This is a genomic window from Rhizobium sp. SJZ105, assembly GCF_007828365.1.
Lineage (GTDB): Bacteria > Pseudomonadota > Alphaproteobacteria > Rhizobiales > Rhizobiaceae > Agrobacterium > Agrobacterium tumefaciens.
This window is the reverse complement of record NZ_VIUP01000028.1, coordinates 1-16,214: the sequence shown is the minus strand read 5'-3', so window position 1 is coordinate 16,214 and position 16,214 is coordinate 1. Positions and strand designations below refer to the sequence as shown.

At 56.7% G+C, this 16,214-nt stretch carries 11 protein-coding genes and 2 pseudogenes; 7 read left to right on the top strand and 6 right to left on the bottom strand.

The annotated features are described in order from the left end of the window. Positions 1-149 precede the first annotated feature (149 nt). Positions 150-2,637 (top strand): annotated as a pseudogene (locus FB593_RS26990) (Tn3 family transposase); the annotation flags it as partial. On the opposite strand, the gene FB593_RS26985 reads toward FB593_RS26990, so the two are convergent. Continuing rightward, positions 2,635-3,228, bottom strand: coding sequence for a recombinase family protein (locus FB593_RS26985; protein ID WP_145167601.1), 594 nt, complete (start codon positions 3,226-3,228; stop codon positions 2,635-2,637). The pseudogene FB593_RS26990 and the gene FB593_RS26985 overlap by 3 nt on opposite strands. A gap of 164 nt (positions 3,229-3,392) precedes the next feature. Here FB593_RS26985 and FB593_RS26980 point away from each other — a divergent pair. Continuing rightward, positions 3,393-6,368, top strand: a pseudogene (locus tag FB593_RS26980) (Tn3 family transposase). A gap of 10 nt (positions 6,369-6,378) precedes the next feature. Here FB593_RS26980 and FB593_RS26975 read toward each other — a convergent pair. Together FB593_RS26975 and FB593_RS26970 are read right to left on the bottom strand one after the other, a co-directional pair. Then, entirely contained in the window at positions 6,379-7,368 is a 990-nt protein-coding gene (locus tag FB593_RS26975) for a glycerophosphodiester phosphodiesterase family protein (protein ID WP_145167599.1), read from the bottom strand. Between the two features lie 246 nt (positions 7,369-7,614). Then, on the bottom strand, positions 7,615-7,941 hold the full coding sequence (locus FB593_RS26970; protein ID WP_145167597.1) for a hypothetical protein: 327 nt from the start codon (positions 7,939-7,941) through the stop codon (positions 7,615-7,617). Positions 7,942-8,917: 976 nt separating this feature from the next. On the opposite strand from FB593_RS26970, the gene FB593_RS26960 reads away from it, so the two are divergent. From FB593_RS26960 to FB593_RS26945, 4 genes are read left to right on the top strand one after another with little or no spacing between them, the layout of a single operon-like run. Then, positions 8,918-9,637 (top strand): ABC transporter ATP-binding protein, encoded by a 720-nt coding sequence (locus FB593_RS26960; RefSeq protein ID WP_321186351.1) that lies wholly within the window; start codon positions 8,918-8,920, stop codon positions 9,635-9,637. After that, the gene (locus FB593_RS26955; protein ID WP_145167593.1) at positions 9,634-10,839 is read left to right on the top strand and encodes an ABC transporter permease; all 1,206 of its coding nucleotides are present in this window, start codon (positions 9,634-9,636) and stop codon (positions 10,837-10,839) included. The genes FB593_RS26960 and FB593_RS26955 overlap by 4 nt, the downstream gene beginning before the upstream one ends. Continuing rightward, on the top strand, positions 10,839-12,332 hold the full coding sequence (locus tag FB593_RS26950; protein WP_210246055.1) for a TolC family protein: 1,494 nt from the start codon (positions 10,839-10,841) through the stop codon (positions 12,330-12,332). The genes FB593_RS26955 and FB593_RS26950 overlap by 1 nt, the downstream gene beginning before the upstream one ends. A 4-nt stretch (positions 12,333-12,336) precedes the next feature. Beyond that, entirely contained in the window at positions 12,337-13,692 is a 1,356-nt protein-coding gene (locus FB593_RS26945) for an efflux RND transporter periplasmic adaptor subunit (RefSeq protein WP_145167589.1), read from the top strand. 103 nt (positions 13,693-13,795) lie between these two features. Here FB593_RS26945 and FB593_RS26940 read toward each other — a convergent pair whose 3' ends face one another. Beyond that, positions 13,796-14,257, bottom strand: coding sequence for a hypothetical protein (locus FB593_RS26940; RefSeq protein ID WP_145167587.1), 462 nt, complete (start codon positions 14,255-14,257; stop codon positions 13,796-13,798). 248 nt (positions 14,258-14,505) lie between these two features. On the opposite strand from FB593_RS26940, the gene FB593_RS26935 reads away from it, so the two are divergent. Then, positions 14,506-15,216: a hypothetical protein gene (locus tag FB593_RS26935; RefSeq protein WP_145167585.1), complete on the top strand. Its 711-nt coding sequence runs from the start codon at positions 14,506-14,508 to the stop codon at positions 15,214-15,216. A gap of 145 nt (positions 15,217-15,361) precedes the next feature. Here the strand turns inward: FB593_RS26935 and FB593_RS26930 are convergent, their stop codons facing one another. Together FB593_RS26930 and FB593_RS26925 are read right to left on the bottom strand one after the other, a co-directional pair. Next, a complete protein-coding gene (locus FB593_RS26930) occupies positions 15,362-15,610 on the bottom strand; it encodes a hypothetical protein (protein ID WP_145167583.1) in 249 nt (82 codons plus the stop codon). Next, on the bottom strand, positions 15,607-15,897 hold the full coding sequence (locus tag FB593_RS26925; RefSeq protein WP_186448003.1) for a DUF6118 family protein: 291 nt from the start codon (positions 15,895-15,897) through the stop codon (positions 15,607-15,609). Before FB593_RS26925 ends, FB593_RS26930 begins: the two co-directional genes overlap by 4 nt. Positions 15,898-16,214: the final 317 nt, after the last annotated feature.

Here is a 16,214-nt window from a genome sequence, read left to right as displayed (position 1 = left end):
AAGGCCGAACGAAGCATGAACAATGCCGTAGATTAGATCTTGGGCATTGGATCTCTGTGGATTGCCATCGATATTCGCTGGTTTTGATTTCTGTGTCCGGCCCGACTCGACAACGCTAAGCGCAGATTGGTTATGAATGGATTCGGGCTATGGCAAAGCGCAAGCTTCTCAAAGATCAAGATCGTCGAAAGCTTGTCGATATCCCTGTCGACGAGGACAGCTTAATCCGACACTACTCATTGTCACCGGCCGATCGCCTGGAGATCGAACTGCGCAGACGTAATCACAACCGGCTTGGCTTTGCCATTCAGTTATGTCTGATGCGATACCCGGGTCGAGTGCTGGGGGCAGAAGAAATTCCGCCACGCGCCATGCTTAAATATGTTGCTGATCAGATCGGCGCCGCCCCGGAAGCATTTTCGCTCTATGCACGCCGTGAAGAAACCCGTCGGGATCACACAGCACGGCTAATGATGTATCTGGATACGAGAAGCGCGACGCTGCAAGATCGCCGCGCCGCGCTATTGTCTGCAATTCAGGCGGCGGCGACGTCCGACGACGGTGCTGCGATAGTCAGTTCGATTGTCGTCACGTTTCGTGAACGCGGCGCTCTTCTACCGGCGATCGACACGATCGAACGGATTGGCCTTGCCGGCCGTGCGATAGCCCGCCGTTGGGCAGAGACAACTCTGATTAAAGAGATCCCGCTCGATACGCTCCGATCATTGGACCGGCTGTTAGAAGTGGACCCGTCGATCGGCCAGACGCGCTTCCATTGGCTACGCTCGGCGCCAGAAGCGCCAGGTGCGTCGAATCTGGTCGGGCTGACAGAGCGGATAGCCTTTCTGCGGCAGCTGGAGATCGATCCGACGTTACAGGCGCGCATATCAGCAGGACGGTGGGGCCAGATGATCCGGGAGGGTAACGCAACCCCGGCCTGGCTTGCCAACGACTTCAATGCCAGCCGTCGCCACGCTCTGATTGTGGCTCAAGTCATCAAGCTTTGTCAGAAGCTCATGGACGATGCGGTGACGATGTTCATCAAGCTGATGGGTAAGTTGTTCTCGCAAGCCAACAACCGAAAGAAGCAGCGGCAGATGGACTGCAGAGCGAACACCGCCAAAGCGCTGCGCATGTTTCTCGATACGATCACCGCGCTGCAGTCCGCCAACAACAATGGTCGGAATGCAATGGATGTTCTCGACCAAAGAGTCGGCTGGGATCGACTGCTTCGGATGAAGCCTGAGCTCGAGTCGATGGTCGACGACAACGAGGCGCCGTCGTTGATCGTAGCAGCCGAGCAATATGCGACCGTCCACAAATACACTGGTGCATTCCTTCAGGCATTCACGTTCCGCTCGGCGCTTCGCCACGATCCACTTCTAGCGGCAATTGCGCTGCTTAAACGGCTTCATGCCGAGAAGCGACGGACGCTCCCTGATCGCGTCCCGCTCACCCACCTTAGCCAAACTGACCGGCGGCTCATCTTCGAACGAGAAAAACCTGATCGCCGACTCTACGAGATCGCAACGCTCGCTGCTTTGCGAGACCGGCTTCGATCTGCGGAGATATGGGTCGACGGCAGCCGATCTTTCCGGCCCATTGACGAGCATTTGATGCCGCGAACAACATTCATCACGTTGAAGGAGGAGGATCGTCTCGGATTAGGTGTCCAAGCTGATGGCGCGCAGTGGCTTGCCGAAGCGCGTCAGATGCTCGACTTCAACCTGCAGCGTCTGGCGCACAGGGCACGATCCGGAAAGCTCGAAGGAGTTCGTCTTGAGGCCGGAACGTTGATCATCACACCAACCGCCAGCGAAATCCCTGCGGCCGCCGAGGCACTGAATGCCGAGATCAGCGATATGTATCCGTTGGTCGAGGTTCCCGATCTGTTAAGGGAAGTGCATGAATAGACCGGCTTTGCGGATCAGTTCACGCATGTTCGCACCGGCGACGTACCAAAAAATGTCTCTGCAATGCTCGCTGGTGTACTGGCCGATGCTACGAACCTTGGCCCCAAACGAATGGCGGGCGCTTCCAAAGGGATTAGCGCTCACCAGATTGGGTGGATGCGCACATTCCACGCGCGATCGGAGACATACCGCACGGCTCAAGCGTGCATCACCGATGCCCACACCCAGCATCCGCATTCGCGCCTTTGGGGCAATGGCACAACGTCATCGTCCGATGGCCAATTCTTCCGTGCGAGCGACCGGGCTGCAAAGCGCGGCGACATCAATTTGCATTACGGTAGCGAGCCCGGATCGAAATTCTATAGCCAACTGTCAGATCAATACGGCTACTTCAGCATTTTGCCCATCAGTCCCACCGAGAGCGAGGCGGCCTATGTGCTCGATGGGCTATTCGATCAGGACACTGTCCTCGACATCCATGAACACTTTACCGACACAGGCGGTGCCAGTGATCATATGTTCGGGCTGTTCGCCTGGAAAGCGGTTCTCACCAAGACTGCGTAATCTCAAAGATCGGAAGTTCCATCCGTTCGAGAAGGGTGATGCATATCCGGCGCTGTCGAACCACATCGGGGCGCCGATCAATGCCAATCTGATCCTCGATCATTGGGACGATCTGCTCCATCTTGGGGTCGGAACAAGAACTGTTCCCGCAGACACGCTAAGGCCGAACGGAGAGTGAACCCTCATCGCGGACACGCATGACGGTCTGTCGGCTTGTCGCGAACTTCCTTGCTATAGCCGAAACGCTCATGCCAGTCCCGAGATCGTCTCGCACATCCTGCTTCTGTTTTTCGCTGAGCGTCGATGGTCGGCCGAGGACTTTACCTTCCGACTTGGCGCGCTTGAGGCCGGATTGCGTCCGCTCGATCAGGAGGTCGCGCTCGAACTGAGCGACGGCATTGACCACATTCATGGTCATTGTGCCGGCCGAGCTGGTGAGATCGGCACCACCAAGCGCGAGGCAATAGACCCTCACCCCGATTTCAGCGAGCGCCTTCACCGTTGAACTGACATCGATGGCGTCGCGGCCGAGGCGGTCGAGCTTGGTCACGATTAGAATGTCTCCGGCCTCTAGCTTGTCCATAAGCCGGGAGAACCCTCGACGCTGCGCAATGGCGGTGCTGCCGGAAACCGTTTCGGTGACGATGCGGCGAGGCTCGACCTGGAAGCCGGCTGCTTCAATTTCGTGAACTTGGTTTTCGGTGGTCTGGCCGGTTGTCGAGACGCGGACATAGGCGAAGGTGCGTGGCATGGGTTCAATCTCGTCCGAATAGGCTTTCCGAAATATTCCCTGTGTTCGAAATCATGTCAAGATAATTTGTGGACAGGGTGTTTTGCCCCTGTACGCAATCGCTCGTTTTCGGACAGGAGACGTGACTGGTTGTAATAAATGAGCAAGCGTGTGGGATTGGGAATATGGGCAGAAGGAAACTAATCAGCGCGGGAGAAGCGAAAACCCTTCTGGGCCTGGCAACAGATGAGGACGGCCTGATCCGCCACTACACACTGGATGTCAGCGACCATCTTGAATGCCAGTTGCGACGGCGGGCTCACAACAGATTGGGTTTCGCCATCCAGCTCTGCGTCATGCGACAAACTGGAAGACTTCTTCGCGAGGATGAACAACCGCCTTCAACCATAGTCGATCATGTTGCCGCTCAGCTCAGCGTAGAGCCACGAGCCTATTCCATCTATGCCCGCCGTGCTCAGACCCATTTCGACCATAGCAGATACCTTGCTGATTATCTCGGCCTCCACATGGCAGACCGGAATGATCGTCGTGCAGCGTTGCTGGCAGCGGCCGAAGCGGCTGTGTCCGGAGATAAAGGGTTGCCGATCGCCACTGCGGTCATAAACTCTTTTCGAGACCGGAAAGCGCTGCTGCCTTCCCAACATTCTATCGAGAAGATTGGCATTGCTGCTCGTGCTCTTGCCCGTCGTCGTGCCGAGAGCGCATTGCTCTCGGATCTTGATCTGGAAAAACGCGAAGCGCTTGATGCTTTGTTGGCGGTCGATCCATCGATCGGACAAACGCGCTTTCACTGGCTGCGCTCTGCTCCCGATGCACCGGGCGCGAACAACCTAGTGGGATTGACGGAACGCATCGCGTTCCTGCGTTCGCTGGGCATCGATCCCCGTTTACAGGCGCGCGTTTCCTCCGGACGATGGCACCAGATGATCCGCGAGGGTGATGCCACGCCCGCCTGGCTTGCCTGAGACTTCAGCGCCAGCCGTCGGCGCGCGACGATCGCGGCGCAGGTCATGAAGCTCGGTCAGAAGCTCACCGACGATGCGGTGATGATGTTCATCAAGCTGATGGGGCGGCTATTCTCGCAAGCGAATAACCGCAAAAATCAGCGGTACATAAACGCGCGCATTGAAACATCCAAAGCTCTGCGGCTCTTCCTCGACACCATCGTCGCCTTGCAGGCCGCCAATGATACCGATGAAGATGCGCTTGCCGCAGTCAATCGGCATGTTGGCTAGCATAGACTGCTTCAGATCAAACCGGGCCTTGAAGCGATGGTGGGAAGCGCTGACGCTGCGCCGCTGGTGCTGGCGGCAGAGCAGCATGGGAATATCCGAAAGTTTGCTGGTGCTTTCCTTCAGACATTCACGTTCCATTCGCGCCGCCGGCACGATCCGCTGCTTGCTGCGGTCACAACGCTGAAAACGCTTTATGTAGAAGGGCGTCGTGTTCTGCCGGATCGTGTCCCGGTCGGACATCTCGGCGCCAACGAGAAGAAGCTGATTTTTGAGGATGGAAAGCCCGATCGGCGGCTTTACGAAATTGCCACGCTCACCCATTTGCGCGACCGGCTGCGTTCGGGGGATATCTGGGTTGAAGGCAGCCGGTCGTTCCGGCCGATCGACGAACATCTGATGTCGAAGCCGGCTTTTGTCGCCCTGAAGGAGCAAGATCAACTCGGGCTCGGCGTTCAGGCTGACTGCGCGGCCTGGCTCTCCGATGTCCGGCAGATGATGGATGCCAACCTCAAACAGTTGGCATGGCGCGCCCGTTTCGGGAAGCTCGATGGTGTGAAGATGGAGAATGGCACGTTGATCGTGACGCCGCTTGCCAGCGATGTACCGGCGGCTGCGGAAGCCCTCAATACCGAAATCACGGAAATGTATCCTCTGGTCGAGGTGCCCGATCTCCTGCGGGAAGTACATGAATGGACCGGTTTTGCCGACCAGTTCACCCATGTCCGGACGGGCGATGTGCCGCAAAACATCGCTGCTATGCTGGCCGGCGTGCTTGCCGATGGCACCAATCTCGGCCCGAAACGCATGGCGGGAGCATCCAAGGGGATCAGCGCCCATCAGATCGGCTGGATGCGCGGCTTCCACGCCCGCTCGGAAACCTACCGGGCCGCGCAGGCGGCCGTGACCGATGCCCACACCCGTCATCCTCATTCGCAAATCTGGGGCGATGGAACCAACGCGTCGTCCGACGGGCAGTTCTTCCGCGCCAGCGACCGGGCCGCCAGACGCGGCGATATCAATCTCCACTATGGCAGCGAGCCCGGCACGAAATTCTACAGCGGGCTTTCCGACCAATACGGCTATTACAGTATCCTGCCGATCAGTCCGACCGAAAGCGAGGCCGTATATGTGCTAGACGGCCTGTTTGACCACGACACGATTCTGGAGATCGAGGAGTTGTTCACCGATACCGGCGGGGCGAGCGATCATGTCTTTGCGCTGTTCTGCCTGATCGGCAAGCGCTTCGCGCCACGCCTCCGCAATATCAAGGACAGAAAATTCCACACCTTCGAGAAGGCCGATTCTTATCCAACATTGGCGAATCATATCGGCGCGCCGATCAACACCACGCTCATCATGGAACACTGGGACGAGCTTCTGCGGCTTGCCGCCTCGATCTCTACCCGCACAGTCGCGCCGTCGGCAATTCTCAAGCGACTGTCCGCCTCGTCGAAATCCAGCGAGCTGGCTAGAGCACTCCGTGAACTCGGGCGCATCGAGCGAACGTTGTTCATGATCGAATGGTACTCCAGCCCGGCACTGCGCCGACGCTGCCAAGCAGGCCTCAATAAGGGTGAAGCTGCGCACAAGTTGAAGCGCGCCGTCTTTTTCCACGAGCGCGGCGAAATCCGTGATCGGTCCTTTGACAGCCAGGCACTCAGAGCTTCCGGACTCAACCTGGTGGTCAGCGCTATAGTCTATTGGAACATCGTCTATCTCAGCCGGGCCACGACGCATCTTCGGCAGAAAGGGCGGCATATTCCTGACGAATTGTTGAAGCACGTCTCGCCGCTCGCTTGGGAGCATATTAATCTCACTGGCATCTATTCATGGGACACCGAGCAGCAGATGCCCGAAGGCTTCAGGCCGCTGCGGCTTCCAAACCGAATTCTTCGCGCTGCTTGATCGGGCGCTTTTACTTACGTCCCATAGCTGGTGCGAGCAGTTCCAGTTCATTTGTCATGACCACGCCAGACCAGTCGGCGGGAAGTGACTTGAGGTCGGCAATCGTATCGACGCCGTTGGAATAGTTTCCGCCATGATAGGCCCCGATAATGAACACCTCACTGCCAGCGCCTCTGAACCGGTCAAGTAGGCGATAAGGCCACCCCCACATGTCGGGTGCCATATTGATCGGAATGTAGACGACACCGTTTCTGCAGGGTGTCGGCACTATGCTGGTCCATCCCCATCGCGTGTAATCCTTCAGGCAAGCCATCGCGGACACTCTGGTCGTTGTCTTCAAATCAGGCATCAGTGCCTTCAGCTTAGCCACCGGCCGTTCGCCGCCATAGACAAAGAGTTTGTCGATCATCTTTTTGGGAAATGCCTTGAGATAGGAAGCGAAAAGCTCCCCTTCCTTCGGATCGTTGCTCTTGATGTTCACGAGAAAGCGTTTGCCTGGGAAGGTCTCCAACACCTCTTTCAGCGTTGGCATCAAGCCTATTCCCTTGCCTCTAAAGGGGAACGTCTTTCCGCCATCCGCAGTGTAGCCATATCCGACATCGAGCTTCCGAAGATCTGTCATCGAATGCTCGCGCGTCACGCCATTGCCGTCTGTTCGGCAATCCAGGGTCCAATCGTGAAATACCGCAAATTCGCCGTCCGTGGTCGGATGTATGTCGAACTCGACGGCGTCCGCGCCGGCCTCGAAGCTGGCTTTCATGGAAGCGATTGTGTTCTCGATGAAAACGTCACCTGAAGGCAGCATCCGTGTCGCTGTGCAGGTGTCAGATTTGACGTCCGTCATATCATACCGAGGCGCGATCCCGCGGTGTGCAAGGAGGATAGGTTCGCCGTCGGGCCGTGCAGCGAGAAGATTGGTGTTGAGAAGGAATATCGTTAATGAAACGACGGCAGCCAGAATTAACAAACTGATTGAAATCTTCTTCAATGCTTTCGACATAACGGTTCGGTCCCCAAAATACCGAAGCTCGTTACCGATCATGACCGATTTACGGCGAAACTACCGCGTGGGGACGATGTAAGTGGAAAGTTCTCGCCAGTCGGCGGTACACGTTCATGCTTCGTGCTGCCTTAGCGTGTCTGCGGGAACAAACCTTGTTCCGACCCCTTTCCCGCTGGACGCCAAGGCAAATGCTTAAGAATGAAGCTTCGCCCCTCTTCGACGAAGGAGAGTACACCGCTGCCGTTATATGGCTAATCCGTCATGCTTGGCCTCATTGTCACGAATTAGATCCAGAAGTTCATCAGCCACTTTGGTGCCATCTGCGTGCGGATAGTGGCGGATATCCGCCTTTCCACGCTCAACGTCATAATACTCGTAGTCAACTTCGCTGACCTCAATATGGATATCCGGCCAAATTACAAGGATGGTCGGAAAATAACCACGTTCCATCTTGCATGGGCGGGATATGTCGGCTGACAGAAGCAGGGTGGCTGCCTTGAAGCAGGCGTCGTCAATTTCGGGATACAGGCCGCGCAACTCCTCCAGTGATGTTATGGGAATTTGCTCCACGCTTTTTCATCCATCTCAAAGGGGCCAATTGGGGTCGGTTCCTATCGGCCTGACCTCTTCTCCAACAAACCATCGGTTTGATGGGACGCTGGCAAGCTGATCGCAAAAATCCCGGAATGGCCGTCGAATTTCACAAATACTCATGCAGAAATCTATGGCCTGTAAACTCCCACCGCCCCATTTCTGCAAGCTCAACGTGCCTTATGTAGGTTTTCTGTTCCGTTGCTACTCAGACCCCGTGGCCGACTTTTACGCCGCCCGAGGCGGGACTATCCCGCCGCTACCGTGGACTAATTTTGCACCGCCGCTCTCAGCGGGACCGTCTACAGACGCTGTACGCCCAGACTATTGAGAACCGGAACGTTCTTGTTCAGAAGGTCCGACTACTCTCGCCGGATGATGGTACAGCCCTTGAAAAAGTCCTGCTTAACCGGGAGATTGAGCAGAACCTTGCGAAAATCACGGTCGCGATCAATGAGTGCCTGTCAGTCGCGGATGAGATTAATGTCCGTCTTCTCTCCGAGGAGATAGACATTGAGACGCTACCCACATTTGACGCATAACACCCTACGAGACCTGATCAATCTCCGTCAGGGATATGATGCGTAGAGATGGCTGACGCAAATGCCACATACGCTACGGCCTCGGTCGGCGCAGGTGGTACGGGCATCATCCTCCGGCAAGCACGAAAAAATCGTCCCGCCACTGTCTGCCGAATTCATTTTCTCGCATATGGACTTTTGCGGGCCAACACATTTGCCTTCGTCGTTTCTTTTCCTCGAGAACAGATGTTTTTCGTCTGTGTCCTTTCGCGTGAGCAATGAATAAAGACTATAGTTGTTGTTGACGCTCAAAACTTCTCTCCAGATGATGACTCAAACAGATGGGGGCCGCCCGTTTAAGCAGCATTCCCAGCTTGGCACCTTCCACCCTGACTTGTAACATCGCATCGTTGAGTAGCGGAGGGAAGGGGAGATTGCAGCAAAGGGACGTCATGCTTGCCATTGAGGGACTAGGAAAAATCTATGGAGAGGGAAAAAGCGTAGTCCCGGTTCTGCGCAATGTGACGCTGCACGTGGCCCGTGGCGAATTCTGCGCGCTGACGGGCGCATCCGGTTCCGGCAAGACGACACTGATGAACCTGATCGGCCTGCTCGACCGCCCCTCTCATGGAAGCATCCAGATCGACAACATACCGGTTGAAAAACTCTCGGCGGATGCCGCTGCGGCGTTGCGCAGCAAGATCATCGGTTTTGTGTTCCAGTCTTTCCACCTCCTTCCACACTATACAGCCCTTGATAACGTGGCTTTGCCTCTGGTCTATCGAGGTGTCGGGAAAGCAGAAAGACGGGCCATTGCAGCCCGCGCGTTGCGCAAGGTAGGCCTCTGGGACCGGGCGTCGCACCGACCGGGTGAACTGTCAGGGGGCCAGCGTCAGCGTGTGGCAATTGCCCGGGCACTGATCGGGAACCCCTCGCTGCTGCTGGCCGACGAACCGACTGGCAATCTCGACAGCCAGACAGCTGACGAAATCATGTCCCTGTTCCTCGCGCTCAATGCCGAGTTCGGTTTGACGGTCATGATCGTGACGCATGATCCGACGATTGCTGCCCGTTGCCCGCGCCGGATCGTCATGCGTGACGGCCAGGTCTTTGATGACAGCACGGCGCCACTGCGCGGCATCGAGGTCGCATGACAGCTCATAGCGTCGGAGCGAGCAAGGAAATCGTGCGCGAGGTCTTCGAGAACCTCAACGCTGTGAAGGGAAAGAGCCTGCTCGCCCTTATCGGTATCGTGATCGGCACGGCGGCGGTGATTGCCATGCTGCATGTCGGTCACAATGCCAGACGCGAGGCGCTGATGCAGTTCGAAACGCTTGGCACTGATCTTGTGATGATGCAGCCGCAACGGGGCACGGGGCAGAACATGTCGCCTCAAGTTGCGGTCGAAGACGTTCTCGATCTCCCAGATCAGAACATCGGCCTGTCCTCCGTCGCAGCGATGATTCAGTCAGGGGGAAATATCCGGGCCGGCCGCGCCTCGATCCAGGCGACGATTATCTCCTCGACGGACAAGGTGTATGTGCTCGGCAATGCCGGCATGGAGCTGGGCCGTGCAACGTCCGATCTGGACGGTTTCGCGCCGTTCGCCGTGCTGGGATCGGAGATTGCCGCCACTATTCAGGCAGAAAACGGAAGGCCTGTTGCCATTGGTGATCGCATCACCTTCGGCAACCAGATGCTGACGGTGATCGGGATTATGAAGGATACGCCGTCGAATCTCATCCTAAATGTCGATTTCAACCGCTCGGTCATCGTTCCCTTCGCCGCTGCGCGCCGGATTACAGAGAAGCCGACCATCAGTAACATTGGCGCCCGCCTCTCTCCCGGGACAGACGATATTAAGGTGGCCGAAGCGATCAGGGACCACTTTGCCAAGCGGCTGGCCGGCGGGAGCATGGAAGTGACAACAGCCCGGCAGCTGATAGCCAGCATCAGCGAACAGATGAAGATTTATGCGACTCTCCTTCTCGGCATTGGCGCGGTCTCGCTTGTGGTGGGCGGCGTCGGTATCATGAATGTCATGCTGATGAGCGTTCTGGAGCGTCGGCAGGAAATCGGGTTGCGTCTGGCAATCGGCGCCAGGCGCAAGGATATTCGCCTCATGTTCCTTTGCGAAACGCTGATCCTTGCCACGATCGGCAGCGCAGTCGGAACGGCCCTCGGCTATCTGGCAGGCTGGATATTCGCCGGAGGCTCGGGCTGGCAGTTCGAGCCAGCTCCGCTTGCTTTGCCGCTCGGTGCGGGCATGGCGCTGGTGGTCGGCCTATTTTTCGGCATCTATCCGGCGACACGCGCCGCTCGCCTCGATCCGGTTGCGGCTTTGAGGAGCGAATGATGAAACTTGTTCACACGCTCCCGGCCATCCTGTTCGGACTGTTGATGTCAACATCGGCAGCAATCGCACAGACGAAAATCCCGGTACCGATCCCGCGCCCGGACTACGTGCCGGAGTCGGTCACAAGACAACCCGCCACGAAGCGCACGACACTGACCGGCACACGATTGACGCTTGCTGATGCCGTATTCATCGGCCTTCGCGACAACCGCGCCATCAAGAGCGCCTATATCGACCGGATCACCCAAAAATTCGATCTGCGTGTAGCGGAAGACCGCTTTACCCCTCAGTTTACAGTGTCAGGAGAGATCGCCCGCCAACGTATCGGCAACGTCACCAGTACAACCGTCGATATTTCTCCGGGCGTAACGATGCTGGCAAAGACCGGCGCAACCTTCGATTTCGCATGGAACAATTCGGCCACGCTTGATGATGGCGGCCGCACCCTGACATCCGCAGCGGAGATCACCGTCGAGCAACCCCTGCTGCGTGGTGCAGGTGTCGAGGTCAACATGGCTCCGGTGCAACAGGCCCGCCTCGGTGAGAAAATCAACCGGCTGCGATTGCGTGCAACTGTGTCCGAAGCGATCGGATCCATAATTTTTGCCCACCGTGATCTCCTGCTCGCACAAGAGGAACTGAAACTGGCGGAGGATGCTGTCAGCCGTGGCGAAGACATTCTGACGATCAACACCGCGCTGATAGCCTCCGGTCGCATGGCGTCGATGGATGCCGTCCAGACGGAAGCAGATGTGGAGAGCCAGAAGCTACGTACGCTTCAGGCACGGCAGCAGATCGAGACTGCCCGTCTGACGCTCCTAAATCTGCTTGGTCTCGATCTCTCGACAAGGATCGTCGCCACGGAATCGCTCACACCACGCAGGGTGGATACAAAGATCGCCCGGTTGCTTGCTGTCGCACTCGACCAACGGCAGGATTATCAGGGGCAACTCTATGTGATCGAGCAGAGCCGTCTCGGCCTTGTCGTGGCAAAGAACGAACAGCTTTGGGATATTTCCCTGTTCGCGCGTGGCCGGTTCGGCGGCGAGTTCACAAGCGGGGTTTCGACACAAAATGTCGCTGATATTGTCGGCGGTGTACGGTTCAGGTTCCCGATCAACGACATTTCCCGGCAGCAGCAGTTCGTGCAGGCTGACACCAGCTATCGCAGCGCCGAACTGCAACTGGCCGATATTCGCGCCGGCGTGGAAATGCAGATCCGTGGCAGCGCTGCCGAAGTAGATCTTCTATGGCAACAACTAGCCATTGCAGAGAAATCCCGCGATCTGGCAACCCGCGCCATCGAGATCGAAAAGCTGAAGCTCAATGCTGGCCGTTCCAGCACATTCCAGGTGCGATCGCTGGAAGATTCTTTAAGGAATGCGGAGAACCAGCTTCTCGTCGCCCGCATCGGCTACATGAACGCGCTGACCCGGCTCGACCTCCAATTGGGAACGACGCTGGACACATGGAAGATTGCCCTGAAAGATTGAACCTATGACGAAGACAGCGAGTGATCGACAACCAGAACCAGCAATGGAGCCCTCTGCAAATGAAGGCGCGCCGTTAGCTGGACTTTCCGGACGGCAGCACAGGGCAAGGCTGTGGGCGGCGCTGACGGCCGGGGCAGCGATCGTCGCACTCGGCGCTGGTGCGTGGTTCTGGCAGTCGAGCGATAGAATGCCGGCGCGTGCATCTGTAACCGGAGCGCCCCAGGAACAAACCTTCACCCTCGAACCACAAGCGGTGTTGCAGCAGCTCGATATTGCCGGCACGGTCGCGGCGGGCAAGTCGGTGGCGATCGTCGCGCCGTTCGATGGCGTTATCAGGGAAAAGCGGGCACAGCTCGGGGAGCACGTCAGTGTCGGCGATGTTCTGGTGGTAATGGACACCAGTGAAATCGTCAGCCGCTACCGTGATGCGCAATCGGCCTACATCAAAGCAGCGATGGCAGCGGATACGATAAAGAAATGGGAGAATAGCCCGGAAGTGTTGCGCGCCCGGCGGTCTCTTGAAGCGGCGAAGACCTCGCTGGCGGCATCTGAACGGCAGTTGGTCGAATTGAAAGCGCTTCTGGACCAGGGGATTGTCTCGCGCAACGAGTATGACGGCGTGGTGCAGCAGCGTGATGCGCAGCGCAATACAGTCGCCGGAGCCGAAGACGACGTTACGACAGCGCTGGAACGCGGCAATGACGATAACCGCCAGCTGGTCATGCTGGAGCTCGACAATACGCAAAGCCGTCTCAACGATCTGAAACAGCAGATGGCCGGTGCGAAGGTGGCAACGGCTATTGCCGGGATCCTGACACGACCGCCGACGAAGGATAGTGGGGAAAGCCCGCAATCGACGGAGCCGGGAGCCAGTATCACAAGGGGAACCGCCCTGTTCTCCATTGCCGATACCAGCAGCTTTACCGTAACGGGGGCAGTCGACGAGATTGACGTCAGCCGGGTCAAGATCGGCCAGACCATGACCATCGCCAGTGATGCGTTTCCCGGCAAGACACTTGCCGGCCGGGTCGTGAGCGTCAGCGCTGAAGCCGCTGGGACGCGGCCTGGTGGAGCACCATCGTTTGAAGTGCGGGGATCGTTTACGATTGAGGATGAGGCATTGCGCCAGACGATCCGGATTGGCATGTCAGCACGGATGACGATCGAGACCTATACGAACAGCTCGGCATTGGTCGTGCCGCCTGCCGCGATCCTGAAAACGGGATCGGGGCCTCATGTCAAAGTGAAGCGAAACGGGGAAACGCTGATGGTACCTGTGCTGCTCGGTGGGACGTTTCCTGCAGGAATCGAAGTATTAGGAGGCCTTAACAAAGGCGACGCTATTGTACTTCAGAGGTGACCCAAACTTGCCGGGCATCTACAACGGATTGAATGACGATCAGATGAATTTTCACCGGAAGACAAAGGGGCGCTCGAAAGCGCCCTCCATCAATGAAAAATGCTTAGCTCGCATTTACGTAAACGTTCCATGTCACCTGTCCGGCATTAATGCTAGGAGCAGGCCCGTTGCAAACTGATTTTCCGGTCTTCTTTATTGCATCATAATCGGCAACACTGAGTACATTACCTGCGCCATCCAGCGCCAGAGTGATGGTAAAATCGCACCCTTTCTTCTGCCAAGAAGTGTCGAAATAATTATAGTAACTGAATGTGTAAATCATTTCGGTTGCGCCGGTTGTAGCCTCGGCGGTGTTGGTTCTGGTCGAGTTCTTCGGAATCGACAGCGCGGTGGAAGACGTGCAGCCCGTGCACGTGCGATAGTCGATGCTCCACGTTGTGCCGGACGTCGCGTTGTTTGTGGGGCCGGTCGTGACGTTGACGGTGAGATCGGCAGCATTCGCCAAGGCGATTGAGCCGAGCAAAGCAGCCGATGCCAAAGAAAGTGATTTAACAAATTTCCTCATGAGTACCCCCAAGATCAATACACGCTATTCGTGCGGCCGCATCTTTGCGCTCTTGCGTGAGAAAATCCACACGCATCTCACCATTGGACACCCTTAAATATAATAGAGGACATTCTACATCCCATCAGGTTGTGATTAACCAAATTTTAAGGGTGTGCGGTCTAAGCTGCGCAAAGGCATGATGCTAACCTGTGGTTGAGGGTCCCGAATGAGCCGGGGGATAGTCTATTCTCACTGGAGCCGGCGTCATGGTCTCATCAGTCAGTAACATTTCCACCAGTTCAGTTGCCTTGTTGTTTGGAACATCAGGGGCCGCGTCAACGGGTTCCTCCTCAGCAGCATCCAAGATTCTCGCGGACGCGACAGGCCATACAGACGACGTATTCAAGGCCGGCAACGCTATCGGCAATATCATCGAAATCGCCTCCCGGATGAAGCAGGATGCTGCTGGTGCAGGCGGCAAGAAGGTTGAAGTCGAGGTAATAGACCTTGCAAATGATCAGGGCCGCATCCTCAATGAATTTGATGGGGGCCAGCCGCTTCATGAAGTTAAAGGGACGTACACGAGGACCGACCACGGTAATGGTGAGCGCACTGAAACGTTTGTCGGTAATTTCAAGGTAAATACTGACGAGGGTCACAGGCAACGTACGATCGACGTTCTAAAAGGCGACCAGTCTACGCTGCGAAACAGGACAATGCTGGCTGCTTATGAGAACGGAACCATAGAGGAAACCGATTTTGCCGACCTTGGTTTTAAGACGGAAGCGGTGAGAACAACGGAATACTACAGCGATGGCAGCGCGCATCATCATGTGGCACTTGACAGCAAATCTGCTGTTCGTCAGGTCTTTGAACAGTATACGGAAATGAGAGACGGTGTCATGTACGACAAAGCGACGGGAAAATTTGCGGCAATAGACCAAAATGGCAGCAAGTTCACTTACTTGACATGGTAATCAGAACTCAGTGAGATTTCGAGAGCCGGGCAATATCCCGGCTCTTTTCATTGTAGCACGGCTATTTGTCGGAGTTGATGTAGCTGCACCGCCTGAACGGTACTTCATTACCTCGGCGCTTCTCGCAAAAATCCCAAGGTTTGGATCACGCCCGCTGTGCGGGTGCAACCTCGTCCAGATAGTCGCCATACAAACTCGCCGCCTCCCGATCCGTGACGACACCTCTCCGCTGCAAGATCACAACCAAGTCCTCGACGGGATCATGTGTGACCGCATCGCCGGCCAGCTCCGTCACCTTGTCGGCCCAATCATCGAGCGGCAGACGCTCGGCAACAATGCCATGCTTTGCAGCCAGCGCGTAAATCCGCCGCTCGGCCGGTCCTGCTCCAATCATGGGGCCTTCTCCGGTGCTGGCACGGTGCATTTCTGATCCTTGCCGGTCTGCTTGGCCTTCTCCAGGCACGCCGTAATCTCCCCGCCGCCGGCATCGTAAAACTGGGCACCCCAATTCATCTTCTTGACGATAACAGGATCGACGGAATTCATGATGGCGCTGGCCGCCTTGATGCGATCACCACCCATGACAAGCGCGGCAACACGGGCGTCAGCCGAAAACGGCAGGAAGCGCGGCACCAGCGCCAACAGGAATGCGCCGGCGACGACACCAATCCGGGCCGCCATCCAGGCCCAGTCGGCCCGAAGCTGATCAGATTGATCTCGATGGCGCCGAGGATCTGAAGCGCGAACTTAAGATTCTGCAAAGGGTCGATGGGGTCTGGAAGATCGCTTGCGTGGTGATGCTGGAGGGTGCCGTCGAGCAAGCAAGCGTTCCATTAAGGGGCCAGAACAAGATTAGTGCGAAATCGTACGCTAGCCGAAATTGTGTATGTTTTCCTCAGTTTGCCGCCTGCTTCGAACGCTAGGTTTTAGGTAGAGATGCATCAGGAGCGCCTGATTTTGGGGAGGAATGGCGATCTCGATCATCGTTTTCTCATCTA